Below are 16854 nucleotides of genomic sequence, written 5' to 3' on the forward strand. Positions count from 1 at the left end.
CCATGACGGGGTGGCGCGGTGCGAGCAGGACGACGTGGTGGGTGCTGGCCGGGGCCGGGGCGGCGGTGGCGGCCGGACTGCTGGTGTGGGTGACGGCGGCGGACCTGGAGCGTTCCAGTCAGATCGCGGGCGTGCTCGGCACGGTGGTGGGCGTCGTCGCGCTGGGGGTGGCGTGCCGGCAGCTCCGGGGCGGTACTCCCGCCGGACCCGCACCCGCACCCGTACCCGAATCCGTACGGGCGGCCGGCGGTTCCAACGCGGCACGCGGCACCATCCGGGCCGCCTCCGCGCACGACACGGCACCCGGCCCCGCGGTCCCCGGAGGGGCGGAGAGCCCCGGCATCACCGCGACCGGAGGTTCGAACGCGGCCGGCGGCGACATCGACGGCTCGACGGCGCGGCACGGCTCGTGAAGCGCGAGCCGTCGGCCCCGGACACCCCTCCGCCTCCCGGCGTCCTCGCGCACGCGGGTTCCAACGCGGCCGGCCGGGACATCCTCAACTCCGTCGCCCTGCACGTCGCCCACGCCACCCTGCCGCCCCCGGAGGCCTACGGCCCCATCCCGTCCGGTGCCGTGGGCGACGGGCTGGCGAACGTGCCGCGCGGCACCCTCTTCGTGGGCCGGTCCGCCGCCCTCGACGCCCTGGACGCGGCGTTCGAGGAGCCGGGCGGGGTGGTACTGCGGGCGGTGAGCGGACTGGGCGGCGTCGGGAAGTCGGCCCTCGCCGCCCACTGGGCGGCCGAGCACGCCACGGACCGGCTGCGGTGGTGGATCAGCGCCGACAGCGCGGCGGCCGTCGAGACCGGCCTCGCGGGGCTGGCGCGCGCCCTCCAGCCGGGGCTGGCCGGGCTCCCGCAGGAGTTGCAGCGCGAACGCGCGCTCGCCTGGCTCGCGGCCCACGACCACTGGCTGCTGGTGCTCGACAACGTCGACCACCCCGACGACGTACGCCCGCTGCTCGACCGGCTCGGTGGCGGCGGACGGGTCCTGATCACCACCCGCCTCGCCACCGGCTGGCACCGCCTGGCCACCACCGTCCGCCTCGGCGTCTTCGACCCCGCCGAATCCGTCGAGCTGTTCCACCGCGTCCTCACCCAGGACGGCCCGCGCGACACCGAAGGCGCCGCCGAGGTGTGCGAGGAGGTCGGCCACCTGGCGCTCGCGGTCGAGCAGGCCGCCGCGTACTGCCACGAGAACGGCACCACCCCGCGCGCCTACCTCGACATGCTGCGCTCCTGGCCCGCCGAGACGTACGCGACCGGCGCGGAGACCACCGACGCGGACCGCACGGTGGCCCGGGTCTGGCGCGTCACCCTGGACCGTCTCGCCGACACCCCGGTCGCCGGTGACGTGCTGCGGACCCTCGCCTGGTACGCCCCCGACCACATCCCCCGCCTGCTGCTGAACGGGCTCGCCCCGCCGCCCTCGCTCGCCAAGGCGATCGGCCGGCTGGTGGCCCACAGCATGGTCTCGGTCGGGCCGGACGGTGACCTGTCGGTGCACCGCTTGGTGCAGGCACTCGCCCGCACCTCCGACCCGGACGACCGGCACCGCGCGGCGGCCGCCGTCGCGGAGGCCCGGGAGAGAGCGACCGACGGACTCCTGAGAGCCGTGCCGGACGAGGAGAAGCCGGGCACTCCGCGCCTGGGCCGGCAGCTCCTCGTCCACGCCCAGGCGCTGGCCGGGAACAGCCTGCCCGAGGACGATACGGAGGCGATGGCGCAACTGCTGGGCTGGATGGCGAGTCACCAGCTGGAGCAAGAAGCCCTGGGCACTGCCGCTGCCCTCTTCCGCCGGGCGATGACGGCCCTGATCGCGATCGAGGGTGAGAGCCACCCGGATCTGTGGACCATCCGGAGCAACCTCGCGGGCATCCGCATGGACCAGGGAGAGCCGGAGCAGGCGGGCGAGCTCCTCGAAGACGTGCTCGCGGGGATGCGGCGGCTCCTGGGGGAGGACCACCGGCACGTTCTCGGCGTCCGGATCAACCTGGCCAGCGCCGCGTACCGGGCCGGAGACATCGTCCGGGCGGAATCCCTCTTCGACCGCGCCCTCGCCGAGGCGCTCCGGATCGGGGGCGCCGAAGACCCGTACACCCTGGACATCAGATACCGCTTGGCCCAGCTGCACGAGGCACGGGGCGACTACCGGCAGGCGCTGACGCTGCAGAAAGAGGTGCTCGCCGACCGGATGCGCATACTCGGGGACGACCATCTCGACACCCTCTCCTCGCGCGACGCCCTCGCGTACGTCCACGAGCGGAGCGGGAACCCCGTCCTGGCGGTTCCGTTGCTCCGCAGGAACCTGGACGGCCATCTGCGTCTGCTGGGCGAGGACCACACCACGACACTCCGTACCCGGAGCCATCTGGCCGAGGTGTACCGGGCGGTGGGCAACACCGGGCGAGCCCTTCTCCTGCACCGCCAGAACCTCACCGACGCGGAACGCCACCTGGGCCGGGACCACTCGACGACGCTGGTGTACCGCCACCGTCTGGCGGACTTCTACCAGCAGACGCAGAGGCACGACGAGTCGGTCCCGCTGTACGAGCACAACGCCGCCGAGCGCACCCGGTTGAACGGCGAGGACGACCCCGACGCGCTGCGTGCCCGCCACCACCTGGCGGTCGCCCTCGCCGAGGCCGGGGAGCACGAACGCGCGCACGCGCTTCACGAGAAGAGCCTCGCCGACATGACGCGGGTCCTCGGCAAGGAGCACCGCGACACCCTCGTGGCCCGGTTCAGCATCGCGCAGAACCTTCTCGTCTCGGGCAGACCCGAAGTGGCCCTGCGGATGCACGAGCTGATCGCCGCGGACCGCTCCCGCCTCCTCGGCCCGGACCACCCGGACACCCTGTCGTCCCGGAGCCAGGTGGCGATGGCCCTCCTCCTGGTCTTCCGCCCGGCGGAAGGGATCGCCCTGCTGGAACGGACGGTCGCCGACTGCGCTCGGGCGCTCGGAGCGGACCACCCCCAGACCGTGGCGCTGCGGGAGGACCTCGCCGAAGCGATCGAAACCGTCAGCGGGGCGCTCGGGCGATCCGGTGCGCGATCTTCACCGCGTCCCGGGCCATCTCGCGGAACATTCCGCTGATGGGGTTGGAGAACCCGGTGAAGTACAGCCCCGGCGCCTCCTCGGGGGACCTGGCGCCGTGCGCCACCGGCCGCCCCCGCCGGTCCAGCACGCCGAGGTGCCCGACCAGACCTTCCAGGCCCCGCCGGTAGCCGGTCGCCGCGATCACCGCGTCCGGCGTCAGCCGCGTCCCGTCGGTCAGCACCACCGCCGACTTCTCGAACGAGGCGATGGCCGCGACCGGCCGCACCCGCCCCGCCCTCACCGCGTCGATCAGCCCCACGTCCTGCACCGGGATCGCCCCGTCCCTGACCCGTGAGTACAAGCCGGTGTCCGGGCGCGGCAGCCCCTGCGCCGCGAGGTCCGGCACCGCCGCCCTCGCCATCAGCGCGCCCGCCCGGTCGACCAGCCGCACCGGCAGCCGCCGCACCAGGATGCCGGTCGCCTGCGCGGGCCATCCGGCCGTCGACCGCCGCACGATGTGCGGGACCGTGCGCACCGCGATCCGCACCTCGGACGCCCCGCCCTCCACCAGGTCCACGGCGATCTCGGCCCCGGTGTTCCCGATCCCCGCGACGAGCACACTCCGCCCCGCGTACGGCGCCGGGTTCCGGTACCGGGCGGCGTGCACCACATCCCCGCCCCACGACTCCCGGCCGGGCCAGTCGGGCACGTGCGGCGTGTGGTTGAAGCCCGTCGCGACGACGACCGCACGACCCGTGAGCACCCGCCCACCGGTCGCCGAGAGCACCCAGCCGGCCCCGTCCGGCGCCCGGTCGATACGGGAGACCTCGACGCCGGTGATCACTTCCAGCTCGTGGAACGCGGCGTACTTCTCCAGGTACCGCACCACGTCGTCCCGGCCCACCCACCGTCCGAACTTCCGCGGCATCGCCAGCCCCGGCAGCGCCGACCAGCGCCGGGTGGTGTGCAGGTGGAGCCGGTCGTAGTGGCCACGCCACGAGGCGCCGACCTCCGCGGCCTTCTCCAGGACGACGACCCGCACCCCCCGCGCGCGCAGCGCCGCAGCCGCCGCGAGGCCGCCGGGCCCGCCCCCGATCACGTAGACGGGACGGTCCTCCGTACGGTCGATGGAGGCCGGGATCGCGGCGGGGCGAGCGGAACTGCCGTCAGTGGGCGCGGTGTCGGACATGAGCGTCGAGCCTAATCGCGTGCAGCGTGAATGGGTCTCGACGGAGAGGGGATCCCGTTGCGAATCGATCACGGGGCGGGGGCGGTTGAGCCCTCGTCGGTCCTGGTGCAGGGCGGGCCGTCCCGTCCGGCTGGTCCGGGCCAGGATGGCGACGGCGGCCCCGGCGGTCGGAGGGAGTTGCGGAGCCGGGGAGTGGTGCCGTATCCGTCGCTCACACGTCCCCTTCCTCCGCCTCCTCCCACGCCAACTGCGCCCGCACCAACCCGTGCCAAAGCTCCGGGTCCACGTACTCGCCCTCCTCCGGTGCCCCACACCGCCAGCTCAGCGGATACGTATTGCCCTCGGCGGCCGGGACGCCGACCCAGTGGTCCCGGGCGGCCGGTCCGAAACGGGTGGCACCGGGAGGCCAGTCGAACTCCTTGCTGGATCCGGGGGGAATCAGGAAATACGTCCACCGCGCCCCGGCGACCTCGCGCACCACGGGGCCGGGCTCACCCGCAGTGAGCGAGATCAGGTGACGGACGATCGCCTCACCCCGTACGCCCTTCAGTCGCGGATCGCGTCGAAGTGGGTTCCGGTCAGGTGCACTTGGTGTCCGCCACTGGGATCCATGCGGGGAGTCTCTTGCTCGTCGTGGCTACGAGAATCCTGCTGGTCGCCCAGCGTGACCAGCGCGACACGGTCCACATCGGAGCGATGTGGAGGAGAGAGTGGCGGCTGTGGGAACGAGTGGTGGGCCCACGCGGGTGCGCCGGCTCATGGGGGCCTGATCCGGATCCACCGGACACGCGCCGGACTCACACAGAAGGAGTCGGCGGACCGGTTCCTCATCTCCGAATCGTTGATGATGGGCGCCTACGGACGCGCCGAGCGCATCACGTCGTCGGAGTCAGGTGATGAACCCGGCGGAGGGACGCAGTCGTGTGTTCGTGGAGGGCCGAGGCGGCGATGAGTTGATCTCCAAGTCCGAGCAGGCTCAAGTCCGGCCACAGCGACAACGACGGTGGCGCCTGTGCCGAGGTCGCCGCCTGTCCGCACACCGTCCACGTGCGCGACTCCGAGGTGACCGACGGCCCGGTCTTCGCGGTCGCGCCCGACGCCACGAGCGCGTTCGTCACCGGGACCGTCGGCGCCTGACCCGTACCCACCCGGCGTACGTACGTCCTACAGGCCCGGCGCCCCCCACACCGGGAACCACCGGGCCAGCTCCTTCTCCACCCGCAGGTCGTCCCCGAGTGCGGCGCGGACCTGGAGCTCCAGGCCGTTGTCCCGCTTCTCCCCGGCGCCGGTGAGCGGGGCGAACGGGTAGAAGGTGCCGCGCTTGTAGAGGTACACCAGTGCCAGCGAGCGGCCCTCCGGGTCGCGGAAGCCGATCAGCGAGCAGAGCAGGTGCGGGCCGAAGCCGCCGTCCTGGAGCAGTGTGTTCACCGCGTGCAGGTCGTTGACGAGGGCGGCCAGGTCGTCCGGGGGCTGCTGCGCGAGCAGCCAGGTGTAGCCGTACGCGTCCTGGCTGATCGTGACCGGTTCCCCGCCCCGGCCCGTGTCGGCGTCCAGTAGCTCTCGTACGTCGTCCTGGAGGCGGGCGAAGGTGCCGCCCTCCACCCCCGCGAAGCAGACCGAGCCGAGACCGGACGGGGCGAATCCGGTGGCGGCCTGCAGGGTCAGGGCGGCGGACGGTACGGCGAAGAGCTGGTCGAGATCGGGACGGGCCGGCTTGCTCCGGCCGAGGATCGCGTCGAACAGACCCACGGAGGTTCCTCCAGGATGACCGGGACCGGCGGGAATCACAGGACTGCGGGAAGCACGGGACGTCGGGATTCACTGGACGTCGGGGATGCCGGGCCTACGGGCGGGACAGGTCGGCGGAGATGCGGGCCAGCTGGTCGAGGCGCTGCTCCAGCGTCGGGTGCGAGGAGATCAGCCGGCTGAAGCTCTCCTTCGAGGAGAACGCGGGGACGAAGTAGAAGGCGTTGTACGGCTCAGCTTTCCGCAGGTCCTCGGTGGGTATGCGCGCCATCTGCCCGCTGACCTTCGTCAGGGCGGAGGCGAGGGCCGAGGGGCGGCCCGTGAGCAGGGCGGCGGTGCGGTCGGCCGAGAGCTCGCGGTAGCGGGAGAGCAACCGCGTGAGCAGGAAACTCAGTGCGTAGACGACCGCGCTGATCAACGGGATCAGCATGAGGATGACACCCGCCGGGTCGTTGCCCCGGCTGTTGCGGGCGAAGCCGCCCCACAGGGCCACTCGGGTGATGATCCCCGCCAGCACGCCCAGGAACGACGCGATGGTCATGACCGCCACGTCCCGGTGGGCGACGTGCGACATCTCGTGCGCGAGGACACCCTCCAGCTCCTCGGGCTCCAGCCTCCGCAGCAGCCCGGTGGTGGCGCAGACCAGGGCCGTCTTCTCGTTCCGGCCGGTCGCGAAGGCGTTCGGTACGTCACTCCGCGCGATGGCGACCCGGGGTTTCTCCATGTTCGCCAGGGCGCAGATCCGGTCGATCGCCCCGTGCAGCTCCGGAGCCTCCTCGGGCGTGACCACGCGGGCCCCCATCCCGTAGGCGGCGATCCGGTCGCTGAACCAGAACTGCACGACGAACAGCCCGCCGGTGATGATCAGGATCACCGGCCAGGAGCCGCGCAGCACGGCGAGCAGCACCCCGACGAGGACCACGTACAGCAGACCGATGAAGAACATGGTCGACACCATGCGGGTGGTCAGGCCCCGGTCGGGGGCGTAACGGGATCTGGCTCTGGCCATCGGTGCCTCCTGTGCCTCGCCTCGTACGCCTTCCATGGTGCTCCTGCCCGGCGGAAAGGGGCGGGTCCCCGGGGGAGGCGGCGCCGGATAGCGTGATCGGCGACGTGCGGAGACGTCCGGCGGCCGGACGGCGGACACGGACAGGAGAGAGGCGACGATGCCGAAGCCCGAGATCGAACCCCCCGCGGGCGATCCGCCCACCGACCTGCTGATCAGGGACCTCGTGGTCGGGGACGGTGAGGAGGCGAGGCGCGGCCAGGTGGTCTGGGTGCACTACGTCGGGATCACCTTCGCGACGGGCAAGGAGTTCGACTCGTCCTGGGAGCGGGACGAGCCGTTCAAGTTCGCCGTCGGGGGCGGCCGGGCCATCAAGGGGTGGGACCGGGGCGTCGTCGGCATGAGGGTCGGCGGCCGGCGCGAACTCGTCGTCCCCCCGCGCCTCGCCTACGGCAAGCAGTCCCCCTCCTCCCTGATCCCCCCGGGCTCGACCCTCGTCTTCGTGGTGGACCTGGTGCGGGTGGCGTGACACGGGAAGGCGCGTCGTCCGACTGCGGTGTCGTGCCAGGCGCCCGGCCGACGAGACGGGTCGGCGGACAAATTCCGTGAGGACGTGGCCGTGCCCCCGTTAACGTGACGGGACATGGTCAATCTTGGGGGGCCGGATGATCGAGACCGTTTTCCGCAGCGAGGATTTACCGCCGGACGACCGCCTGGAATGGTGGCGGGAGCTGACTTCGCAGGCGCTGTCGCCCACCGTGATAGTCCCCGATCGAGCCGACGACTTCCGGGCGGGCCTCCGTCTCCTGTCACTGGGGGCCACGCAGGTGGCGACCTTGTCCTACCCGGCGTTGCGTTCGCGTCGCACACCCGCGATGATCCGCCGCTCGGACCCGGAGCAGTACCACCTGTGCCTGGCGCTGAAGGGCGGGCAGAGCATCTGCCACGGAGGGCGTGACACGGCGATGCGGGCCGGTGACCTCCTGCTGTACGACAGCTCCCGTCCGTCCGATGCGAGGGTCTTTCCCCCGCCCGGTGAGGCGGTCGAGGGGATCATCGTGAGTGTGCCGCGAGCGGTGTTCCCCCTTCCTCCGGCCAAGGTCGATCGCCTCCTTGCCACCCGCCTCCCCGGCGACCGGGGCACGGGCGCGCTCTTGTCCCACTTCCTCACCCGTATGACCGCCGAGTGCGCCGCTCTCGGGCCGCACGACGCCGTACGCCTGGACGCGGTCACCCTCGATCTGGTCACCGCGTTCCTGGGGCAGCATCTGGACGCGACCGACGCCGTCCCCGCGGAGCACCGTCAGGGCGCCCTGCTGGTCGGCATCCACTCCTTCATCGAGCGGAACCTGGGCGACCCGCAGCTGTCACCAGCCCTGATCGCCGCTGCGCACCACATCTCCGTGCGGTACCTGCACCTGCTCTTCCAACAGCGCGGCGGCAGCACGGTCTCCACCTGGATACGCCGGAGCAGACTCGAACGATGTCGACGGGACCTGCGCGACCCCCTGCTGCGGCACCTGCCTCTCCGCAGCATCGCGGCCCGGTGGGGCTTCCAGCACCCGGCGGAGTTCAGCCGCGTGTTCCGCGCCGTCCACGGGATGCCACCGCGGGACTACCGGCAGCAGGCCCAGCACAGCGCGTAGTGCGCCCCGTGCCAAGACCACTGCGCGGGCCATCAACGACTTCGGCCGCCGCCTCGTGGAAAGTCGTACCCGCAAGCCGAGGGGCGTACATGACGCGCCCGTCCGGGGAGCCCCGCGCAGGCACCCGTCCGGTGTTCCCGGACGGGTGCCGCTGCCCGGGCATCTCCGTACCAGCGGCGAGAGACGGCCCTGGATCCAGGGACGAAGGAGTCACCATGGGAATGCGGCAGATGAAGCGCAAGGCTGGGGCGGTGCTCGTGGCGACCGCGCTCCTGACGGGCGTGTCCGGGTTCGCCGCGGCGAGCTCGGCCCAGGCGGCGGAAGCCGCGACCTGCTGGGGTACGAACGTGACGAACAACTCCAGCCTCGAAACCACGATGAAAGGCACGTACAACCTGAAGGTGGGCGTCGGCACGGTCTGCGGCAACGTCCGCTCCGTGAGTACCGGATCCACCTTCTACGTGTGGTGCGGAGCCATCAACCCGGACTCGGGCGTGCTGTGGTTCTTGGGCAGGGTCAAGGGCGACCCCACCTCCAAGATCGGCTACATGTCCTCCGACAACCTGAACTACGTCAGCGGTACCTGGAGTTACTGCTGAGACGGCACCGCGGCGGGCGGACGACGATGCCGTCCGCCCGCCGCGGTCCGGCGCGGTGCCCGGTGCGCGGAGATCGGTTCGACCGTGACCGGGCGGCGCCGGCCCCGCCCGGCAGGAAGGTCGGCATGCGTACCCGTCGGAGTACGGGGCGGGTTCGCCCGTGTCGGGGTCGAGGCCGGACTCCATGCCTCGCTGTTCCTCGCGCCAGTGGACGAAGTGCGGGGACGAGGCTCGTCAGAGGGACGCGTCACTGAGCCGTGTTCTTCACTTGTGCACGGAAGGTGCCCGGGCCGCCGACTGAGCCCTCTGTGTGAGCACTGCCGGCGTGCGGGCCGTACTCACACAGAGGACCAGTGGCGCCCTGGGGTCTCAGCCGACCAGCAGCGAGGCCTTCAGCTCCCTGATCTCCTTCGAGGAGAGGCCGAGGCCCTTCTTCTCGTAGTTCTCGAACGAACCGAACCGGGCCCCGACCTCGTCGAAGCCGGAGTTCAGGTACTCGGCGCGGACGTCCAGCAGCGGCTTGTACGCGGCGGCCATCCCGGCCGGCATCGCTTCGAGCGCGGCGGCGTTCGCCTCGGCGCGGTAGGTGTTGCTGGCGAGGTAGTCCTGCATCACGGTGGCCCTCGGCACGCCCAGCGCGGTCAGCAGGGCGGCGTTCGCCCAGCCCGTGCGGTCCTTGCCCGCCGAGCAGTGGAAGAGCACCGCGTGCCGGTCGTCGTCGGCCAGACCCGCGAAGACCAGCCGGTAGGCGGCCTTGCCGGTGGCGGAGCTGACCATCGCCTTCTCACCGTCCACCATGTACTGGGCGGACTTCTCGGCCGAGGACAGGTCGATCGCCGTCGTGATGTCGCCGCCGATGACGTCGGCGACCACGTACGTCGCGCCGGCCGGGACGGTGTCCGGGGCGGAGGTGCGCTCACCGGCGGTACGCAGGTCGTAGTCGACCTCGATGCCGAGGCGGCTCAGCTTGGCGACATCGGCGGGGGTGAGGGTGTTCAGCGCCCCGGAGCGGTAGACCTCGCCCATCCTGACCCACTGGCCGGTGCTGGTGCGGTATCCGCCCGCGTCACGGAAGTTGACCGTGCCGGACAACTGGATCTCGCGGTCGGCGAGGCGGAGCGAACCGCCCCGGGCCGGGACGAAGTCGAACCACTGGCGGTCGGCGGCCGGCAGGCCCTTGACGGTCACGGTGGCGTGGCTGCCGCCTCGGGCGACGACCCTGCCGTTCGCCCTGACGACGACCTGCCGGACCCCGGGCGCGGTCCAGGAGAGGGTGTACGAACCGTTGTCGTTCGCGGTGACGGTCGCGGCGGTGAACGGTATCCGCTGGTGGTGCTCCCGCGAGGCGGACGGCTTGCCCTGGGGTGCGGAAGCGTGGTGGGGGGCTGCCGAAGCGGCCGAGGTGCCGGCGCCGACGAGCAGGGCGGCGGCGGCGACGGCCGCGGAGACCCGGGCGCGGTTCATGGTGTTCATGGGGGTGAGCCTGCTTTTGCCGTGCGAGCAGGGGGAGAACCCTGGATGAATTGCCGGCCAAGTCGGGCTGCACCTCTGCTCCGGTGTGCTGCGGGCCCCGCCGCCCCGGCCGCCTCTCCGCCCGTACCCGTGCCCCGTGCCCCGTATCTCGGCCGCGTTCCTCACGGCCAGAGCAGCTCCCGCACCCACCCCGCGCCCTGCCGGCGGTAGCGGAGCCGTACGTGGCGGCGGCGGGCGTCGCCCTGGAAGAACTCGACCTCCTCGGGCCGGACGACGTACCGCCGCCAGCTCGGAACCTCCGCGTCGGGTTCGTCACGAGCCCGCTGCCACGCGGCGTCCGAAGCGCGGGCCAGCTCCCCGGCGTCCGCCAGCACCTCGCTCTGGCGGCCGACCAGGCCCGAGGCGAGCGCACCGGTGGAGCGGGCGTGCAGATCGGCCCGGCTCTCCTCGGCGGAGCCGGGGGCGACGGGGCCCCGTACCCGTACCGAGCGGCCCTGGACCGGCCAGTAGAAGTCGAGGGCGGCGTGCGGGTGGGCGGCGAGCTGGTGGCCCTTGGCGCTGGTCGCGTGGGTCGCGAAACGCCAGCCGCGCTCGTCCGCGTCGTGCAGCATCAGTGTCCGCACGTCCGGACGGCCGTACGCGTCCACCGTCGCCAGCGCCATGGTGTGCGGCTCGGGCTGTCCGGCGGCCACCGCCTCGGCGAACCACGCGTGGAAGAGCGGGACGGGGGCCCCGGGCGCGGTGGCCGGGTCGAAGCCGGGCAGGTCGGTGTCCCACACGCGCTGGGCGTGCAGCAGACGGAGGAAGGTGGTGTGCGCGTCGGTACGGGACGCTTCGTCGTCGCTCATACGGCCAATTCCAGCAGCAGCGGAGGGGACCCGGGTGCACCGACGGCGGGCCACATCGTGCGTGTGGCCCGCCGTCGGTGAGACAGGATGTCGGGCGACCGGGGTCGCCGTGCGCCGCCCGGTGAAGGGGGAGGGGGACCTTCGTCGCGGGCGCCTACTTCGTGGGCTTCTTGCCGGTGACGCCCAGGTGCACCAAGAGGGCCAGGTTCGGGCGGAGTTCGCCGGCCTTGACGCCCGTGCCGGTGGTCAGGGCCTTCTGGTGCGAGGCGACGGCGGCCAGCATGGCGACGAGCGATCCCGCCACCGCCGCCGGATTGACGTCCTTGTCGACCTTGCCCTTGCCCTGCAGTTCCTTCACCGCGTCCGTGAGCGAGTTGGTGAACGAACTGAGGATCTTCACGCGGAGCTTGTTGAACCGCTTGTCGCCCTCGGCCGCACCGAGGTCGATCACGCGGAGAATCGCGTCGTTGCGTCGCCAGAAGTCGAGGAATCCGTCCACCAGTTCCTCGGCCGCCTGCCATCCCGCCCGGCCGACCCACGAGCGACCGGAGGCCAGTTCGCCCAGTCCGGTCCCCTCTTTGGCCAGTTCGTCGGCGACTTCGAGGACGGCGCCTTCCACATCCGGGAAGTACTGGTAGAAAGTCGCGGGTGAAGTCCCCGCCTTCCGTGCGACGTCGATGACTTTGACGTCCCGGTACGGCGAGGATCTGAGCATCTCGCTGAGGCAGTCGAGCAGCTTCTGCCGCGTCGCCTGACCGCGTCGACCGGCCACGCGGCCGTCGACGGTGCGTACTTGTCCTGTCATGCCGTCAGCTTACCGACGGGTGAACGGAGCGCGATTCGGCCGAGTGCAAATGGGGAATTACCCAGCGCGCAGAGGGCGACGGGTGGTATTTCGGCCATCTTTTTTCGAGTGATCCGCACGCGCCCACAGGAACTTCCGGGGCTCTCGCGGCCGGGATCTTCCGGAGGGGTTCCGGGGGCGATTGTCCGGGCGGTAAGTGTTATCAACAGCCTGTGGACAACTTCGGTGGACAACTCTCCCGGTAGTCGAGACGGAGGGGCGGCTTCCTTGGACACCTTTCACCCCAAAAGGAGCGGTCGCCTTACGAGCTGGAGCAGGGAGAACGAAAACGACGGCCATTTCGCGGAGGCGTCGGCAGCCGTTCCTCGGGACCGGTTCGCGTCGCCGTTCCCGCGCATCTTCTGAGCGGGAACGGAGGCGCCGCGACGTGGAGCCGACCCCATCGGCGGGCGGGGGAGAGCGGGCGCCGTTACGTTGGCCGGGAGAGCGTCACGCACACGTGGCGCGCCCGGCCGTGCGGTACGGCCGGTCGCTCCCGGCGAGGGAAGGACCCGGCCAATGGCGGCATTCGCGCACTCCGTTCCCTGCTGGGTGGAGGTGCACCTCTCCGACCTCGAAGCGGGCAAGCGCTTCTACGGCGGGCTCTTCGGCTGGACCTTCCGCGCCGGGGACGGCATGCCCTTCGCCGACGCCTACAGCGAGGGCCGGCTCGTCGCCGCGCTCGCCGCCAAGACGGACGGCCGGATGCCCACCACCTGGGGCGTCCACTTCGCCACCGACGACATCCGGGCGACCGTCCACGCGATCCGTGCGGAGGGCGGGCAGATCATCACCGACCCCGTCCGCGCGGGCCGCGCCGGGATCCTCGCCCAGGCCGTGGACCCCGACGGAGCCGCCTTCTGGCTCTGGCAGGCCGAGGAGCGGCCCGGCTTCGAGAAGCAGAACGAGCCCGGTTCGTACTGCTGGACCGAGCTCTACACCCGGCGCCCCGACCGGGTCGATCCCTTCTACGAGCGCGTCTTCGGCTTCCGCAGCACCGACCTGAACGCCGGCACCGACGCGGGCGGGGAGACCGGACCGGCCGGGAACGGCATCGACTTCCGCATGTGGTCCCCGCCCGGCGCGACCCCCGGCCCCGACACCGCGGTCGGCGGCCGGAGCGTCATCACCGACGCGTTCCCGGAGATGATGCCCAGCCACTTCCTGACGTACTTCGCCGTCGCCGACTGCGACCGCGCCGCCGAACGGGTGACGGAACTGGGCGGTCGTGTCACGGCCGCGCCCTTCGACATCGCGTACGGACGGATGGCGGCGTTCCAGGACGACCAGAGCGCCGCGTTCGCCGTGCTCCAGCCGTCGGAGCCGACGCTGCCGTAGGCGGTGTCGACGGTCCCGGGCCCGGGGCGGGGGCCGGACGGGGGCCGGTCCGGGCGGGGCCGGGCCGGACGGGGCCCGCGCGCCGCTGCGCTGGTGGACCTCGCTGGTGGACCTGTGGACCTGCCGACGGGGACGAGGGCGCCGGACGTGCGGTCGGCTTCGCTGCGCGATCCGGTGCACGTGGACGGGGGAGCCCGAATCACCGCGTGCACCTTCGGGGGACCGGTTCTGGGCGCCTGGACGCCGCCGGAGGCGGAACAGGCGCTCGCGGCACTGCGCGGGACCGCCACGAGCTGAGCCGCGGAGCCGATCGGTCGACGGCCGGCGGGGTCGGGTGGCTGACGGGTTGTCGTCGGCCGGTACGCGGCGCGCGACCCGCCCGTGCGCGGGGCCCGCGACACGTAACACCGGCTCGCACCGGTGCACTTCGCCGTACGCCGTGCTCCACGCACGCCCCGGCCCTCGCCCGTACGGCGGTTGTGCGGGGCCGTTTCCTTACCAGCGGGCCCGATGCCGTCGCCACCTGCGTGGCCGATGACACCCCGATTCGCCCCCGGGTTCGCAACTGGGGGCCGCGCCAGGAAGAATCGGGGTGCGCACCGCCAGGTGGTGCCCGGTGGTGAGACGCTGCACGGGGCGGGAATTCACGGGCCGGGGTCATGGGACCAGGGCCCGTACGGGGAGGTGGCAGGCAAGTGGAGCAGCTGACGCAGCACGACCCGAGACGGATCGGCCCGTTCGAGGTGCTGGGACGGCTCGGAGCCGGCGGCATGGGGCTCGTCTATCTCGCACGCTCGGCGTCGGGCCGGCGGGTGGCGATCAAGACCGTCCGCACCGAGCTCGCCGAGGACCAGCTCTTCCGCGTCCGGTTCACCCGCGAGGTGGAGGCCGCCCGTGCGGTGAGCGGGTTCTACACCGCCGCCGTGGTGGACGCCGACCCGCGCGCCGCCGTGCCGTGGCTGGCCACCGCCTACGTACCGGCCCCCTCGCTCGAAGAGATAGTGAACGAGTGCGGGCCGATGCCCACCCAGGCCGTCCGCTGGCTGGCCGCCGGAATCGCGGAGGCTCTTCAGTCCATCCATGGCGCCGGGCTCGTCCACCGCGACCTGAAGCCGTCCAACGTGCTCGTCGTGGAGGACGGCCCCCGGGTCATCGACTTCGGCATCGCCTCCGGGGTCTCCAACACCCGGCTGACCATGACGAACGTCGCCGTGGGTACCCCCGCCTACATGTCGCCCGAGCAGGCCCGCGACTCGCGCAGCGTCACCGGGGCGAGCGACGTCTTCTCGCTCGGCTCGACCCTCGTCTTCGCGGCCACCGGACACGCCCCCTTCCACGGCGCGAACCCGGTCGAGACCGTCTTCATGCTGCTGCGCGAGGGCCCCGACACCGAGGGCCTGCCGGACGAACTCCGTCCGCTGATCGAGTCCTGCATGCTGATGGACCCGACCCGCCGTCCGAGCCCCGCCGACCTCCAGTCACAGCTCGCCCCGCACCTGTTCGCCTCGGGCAGCGACGACAGCGGCACCGCCTCCGCCTGGCTGCCCGGCCGGGCCACCGCGATGATCGAGCAGCGGCGCGGCGGCGGACGCACCATGGCCCCCGCCCCCGCGCAGCTGGTGGCCCCGCCGCCGCCCCCGCGCCCGCCGGCCGGCGACTGGGACACCAACCGGATGCCCGAGACCGCCCCGATGCCCCCGCCGTCCCACGCGCGGCCCGCGCCGGTGGGACGCGGGCTCGCCGGACCGGCGGCCCCGTCGACCGACGGCGGCCCGGTGCGGCTGATCGGTGCGAAGGTCGCCATCGGGCCCGGGCCGCGCGCCGCCGAGATCCGGGGAGCCGCCGCCGCGCACCCGGCCGCCGCCACCGGCTGGGTCCGCCCGCCCGCCGGGATGGGCGGGGCGCACGCCGCCCCGGCCACCGCCCCCGTGCCGGCGCCGACGACCGCCCCCGAGGCGGCCCCGGCCGCGCCGGACCGCTGGCGCCCCTGGCGGTTCCGCATGTCCAACGATGTCTGGGGCACCCCGGTCGTCGCCGACGGACTGCTCTACGTCACGTCCTTCGAGATCCACGCCCTCGACACCGGCAACGGCCGCCGCCAGTTCAAGACCCGGGACGTCGCCTGGGCGATGGCCGTCGACGACGGGGTCATCCACGCCTCGGACGGACCCTCCCTCTACGCGCTCGACGCGACGAGCGGCACCGAGCGGTGGCGGGTACGTACCGACGCCTGGATCTACTCGCTCAGGGCCGACCGGGGCACCGTCCTGACCGGCACCCGGGGCGGCGGTGTCCAGGCCTGGGACGCCGCCGGCGGCGAACCGCTCTGGGAGATCGACGGCGCACAGACCGACTTCGAGACGGCGGAAGCCGGCCCGGCGCTCCACGACGGCACCGCCTATGTCTGGAAGGACGCCCGGCTGCGCGCGCTCGACGCCCGTACCGGCTCCGAGCGCTGGTCCTACCCGATCGGGGACGCGGCCTCCTGCGGAGGCGTTCCGGTCCGGGTGACACCGGCGCCGGACGGCAACGCGTACGTCGCGGCGGGTACCCGGGTGCTGGCCGTGGACATCGCCTCCGGCCACGTGCGCTGGCACTTCGAGGCCCCCGCCGTCTTCCTCTCGCCGCCCGCCTTCGCGGCCGGCCCGGCGGTGACCGGCGGGGGCGTCTACCTCGCCGACTACCTCGGCACGGTGTACGCGCTCGACGCGGTGAACGGCAAGGACCGCTGGCGCATCGCCACCGAGGCCCGCCACGCCATCGAGCCGGTGCTGGTCGCCGACGGCAACGTGCACGTGGGCAGCGGCAGCGCGCTCTACACCCTGGACGCGGTGACCGGCACCCCCAAGTGGCGTTTCGCGGCCGGCGGCGACGTCGTCGGCAGCCCCGTGGTGGCGGAGGGGCGGGTGCACTTCGGTTCCGCCGACCACGTCCTCTACACCCTGGACGCGGCGGGCGGCACCCTGCGCTGGAAGCTCGCCACCGGCGGTGAGATCACCGGCTCCCCGGTGGCGCGCGACGGAGTCGTCTACGCCTGCAGCAAGGACCGGTGCGTGTACGCGCTGGACGCGCTGAAGGGTACGGGGACGGGGAACAACCGGCCCCGGTAGCCGGGAACCGGGTGTCGG

The 16854-nt window shown here is 72.6% G+C and carries 14 protein-coding genes and 1 pseudogene; 8 read left to right on the forward strand and 7 right to left on the reverse strand.

Annotated elements, in window-relative coordinates:
* Window positions 1–2: 2 nt before the first annotated feature.
* Both PZB77_RS18420 and PZB77_RS18425 read left to right on the forward strand, forming a co-directional pair.
* Complete coding sequence (locus tag PZB77_RS18420; protein WP_275493701.1) at window positions 3–413, forward strand: hypothetical protein; 411 nt, start codon at window positions 3–5, stop codon at window positions 411–413.
* Window positions 410–3094: a tetratricopeptide repeat protein gene (locus PZB77_RS18425; RefSeq protein ID WP_275493702.1), complete on the forward strand. Its 2685-nt coding sequence runs from the start codon at window positions 410–412 to the stop codon at window positions 3092–3094. Before PZB77_RS18420 ends, PZB77_RS18425 begins: the two co-directional genes overlap by 4 nt.
* On the opposite strand, the gene PZB77_RS18430 is transcribed toward PZB77_RS18425, so the two are convergent.
* Complete coding sequence (locus tag PZB77_RS18430; protein ID WP_275493703.1) at window positions 3021–4226, reverse strand: NAD(P)/FAD-dependent oxidoreductase; 1206 nt, start codon at window positions 4224–4226, stop codon at window positions 3021–3023. The two genes, PZB77_RS18425 and PZB77_RS18430, sit on opposite strands and share 74 nt — an antisense overlap.
* A 211-nt stretch (window positions 4227–4437) precedes the next feature.
* The gene (locus PZB77_RS18435; RefSeq protein ID WP_275493704.1) at window positions 4438–4707 is read right to left on the reverse strand and encodes a hypothetical protein; all 270 of its coding nucleotides are present in this window, start codon (window positions 4705–4707) and stop codon (window positions 4438–4440) included.
* Window positions 4708–5207: 500 nt separating this feature from the next.
* On the opposite strand from PZB77_RS18435, the pseudogene PZB77_RS18440 reads away from it, so the two are divergent.
* Window positions 5208–5363 (forward strand): annotated as a pseudogene (locus tag PZB77_RS18440) (DUF397 domain-containing protein); the annotation flags it as partial.
* A gap of 27 nt (window positions 5364–5390) precedes the next feature.
* Here PZB77_RS18440 and PZB77_RS18445 read toward each other — a convergent pair.
* Window positions 5391–5975 (reverse strand): hypothetical protein, encoded by a 585-nt coding sequence (locus PZB77_RS18445; RefSeq protein WP_275493705.1) that lies wholly within the window; start codon window positions 5973–5975, stop codon window positions 5391–5393.
* A 94-nt stretch (window positions 5976–6069) separates the two neighbouring features.
* Entirely contained in the window at window positions 6070–6981 is a 912-nt protein-coding gene (gene htpX, locus PZB77_RS18450; protein ID WP_275493706.1) for a zinc metalloprotease HtpX, read from the reverse strand.
* A 157-nt stretch (window positions 6982–7138) separates the two neighbouring features.
* Between htpX and PZB77_RS18455 the strand changes: the two genes are divergently transcribed.
* The 3 genes from PZB77_RS18455 (at window position 7139) to PZB77_RS18465 (ending at window position 9223) form a co-directional block, all read left to right on the forward strand.
* Window positions 7139–7507 carry an FKBP-type peptidyl-prolyl cis-trans isomerase gene (locus tag PZB77_RS18455; protein ID WP_275493707.1) on the forward strand — a complete coding sequence of 123 codons (369 nt, stop codon included), beginning with the start codon at window positions 7139–7141 and terminating at the stop codon, window positions 7505–7507.
* Between the two features lie 136 nt (window positions 7508–7643).
* On the forward strand, window positions 7644–8624 hold the full coding sequence (locus PZB77_RS18460) for a helix-turn-helix domain-containing protein (protein ID WP_275493708.1): 981 nt from the start codon (window positions 7644–7646) through the stop codon (window positions 8622–8624).
* Window positions 8625–8839: 215 nt separating this feature from the next.
* Window positions 8840–9223, forward strand: a complete 384-nt coding sequence (locus PZB77_RS18465) for a hypothetical protein (RefSeq protein ID WP_275493709.1) — start codon at window positions 8840–8842, stop codon at window positions 9221–9223.
* A 369-nt stretch (window positions 9224–9592) separates the two neighbouring features.
* Here the strand turns inward: PZB77_RS18465 and PZB77_RS18470 are convergent, their stop codons facing one another.
* From PZB77_RS18470 to PZB77_RS18480, 3 genes are all read right to left on the reverse strand, one after another.
* Window positions 9593–10696 (reverse strand): tyrosine-protein phosphatase, encoded by a 1104-nt coding sequence (locus PZB77_RS18470; protein ID WP_275493710.1) that lies wholly within the window; start codon window positions 10694–10696, stop codon window positions 9593–9595.
* A 161-nt stretch (window positions 10697–10857) separates the two neighbouring features.
* The gene (locus PZB77_RS18475) at window positions 10858–11544 is read right to left on the reverse strand and encodes a pyridoxal 5'-phosphate synthase (protein WP_275493711.1); all 687 of its coding nucleotides are present in this window, start codon (window positions 11542–11544) and stop codon (window positions 10858–10860) included.
* A 154-nt stretch (window positions 11545–11698) separates the two neighbouring features.
* A complete protein-coding gene (locus PZB77_RS18480) occupies window positions 11699–12349 on the reverse strand; it encodes a TetR family transcriptional regulator (RefSeq protein ID WP_275493712.1) in 651 nt (216 codons plus the stop codon).
* Window positions 12350–12907: 558 nt separating this feature from the next.
* Here PZB77_RS18480 and PZB77_RS18485 point away from each other — a divergent pair.
* Both PZB77_RS18485 and PZB77_RS18490 read left to right on the forward strand, forming a co-directional pair.
* Window positions 12908–13726: a VOC family protein gene (locus tag PZB77_RS18485; protein ID WP_275493713.1), complete on the forward strand. Its 819-nt coding sequence runs from the start codon at window positions 12908–12910 to the stop codon at window positions 13724–13726.
* 695 nt (window positions 13727–14421) lie between these two features.
* Window positions 14422–16836, forward strand: a complete 2415-nt coding sequence (locus PZB77_RS18490; protein WP_275493714.1) for a PQQ-binding-like beta-propeller repeat protein — start codon at window positions 14422–14424, stop codon at window positions 16834–16836.
* Window positions 16837–16854 lie beyond the last annotated feature (18 nt).

The sequence above is a fragment of the Streptomyces sp. AM 2-1-1 genome, from assembly GCF_029167645.1.
GTDB lineage: Bacteria > Actinomycetota > Actinomycetes > Streptomycetales > Streptomycetaceae > Streptomyces.

Coding starts and splice junctions, on each gene's coding strand:
- PZB77_RS18420 (WP_275493701.1), top strand. CDS start 3: ATGACGGGGTGGCGCGGTGCGAGCAGGACGACGTGGTGGGTGCTGGCC.
- PZB77_RS18430 (WP_275493703.1), bottom strand. CDS start 4,226: ATGTCCGACACCGCGCCCACTGACGGCAGTTCCGCTCGCCCCGCCGCG.
- htpX (WP_275493706.1), bottom strand. CDS start 6,981: ATGGCCAGAGCCAGATCCCGTTACGCCCCCGACCGGGGCCTGACCACC.
- PZB77_RS18455 (WP_275493707.1), top strand. CDS start 7,139: ATGCCGAAGCCCGAGATCGAACCCCCCGCGGGCGATCCGCCCACCGAC.
- PZB77_RS18460 (WP_275493708.1), top strand. CDS start 7,644: ATGATCGAGACCGTTTTCCGCAGCGAGGATTTACCGCCGGACGACCGC.
- PZB77_RS18465 (WP_275493709.1), top strand. CDS start 8,840: ATGGGAATGCGGCAGATGAAGCGCAAGGCTGGGGCGGTGCTCGTGGCG.
- PZB77_RS18470 (WP_275493710.1), bottom strand. CDS start 10,696: ATGAACACCATGAACCGCGCCCGGGTCTCCGCGGCCGTCGCCGCCGCC.
- PZB77_RS18475 (WP_275493711.1), bottom strand. CDS start 11,544: ATGAGCGACGACGAAGCGTCCCGTACCGACGCGCACACCACCTTCCTC.
- PZB77_RS18480 (WP_275493712.1), bottom strand. CDS start 12,349: ATGACAGGACAAGTACGCACCGTCGACGGCCGCGTGGCCGGTCGACGC.
- PZB77_RS18485 (WP_275493713.1), top strand. CDS start 12,908: ATGGCGGCATTCGCGCACTCCGTTCCCTGCTGGGTGGAGGTGCACCTC.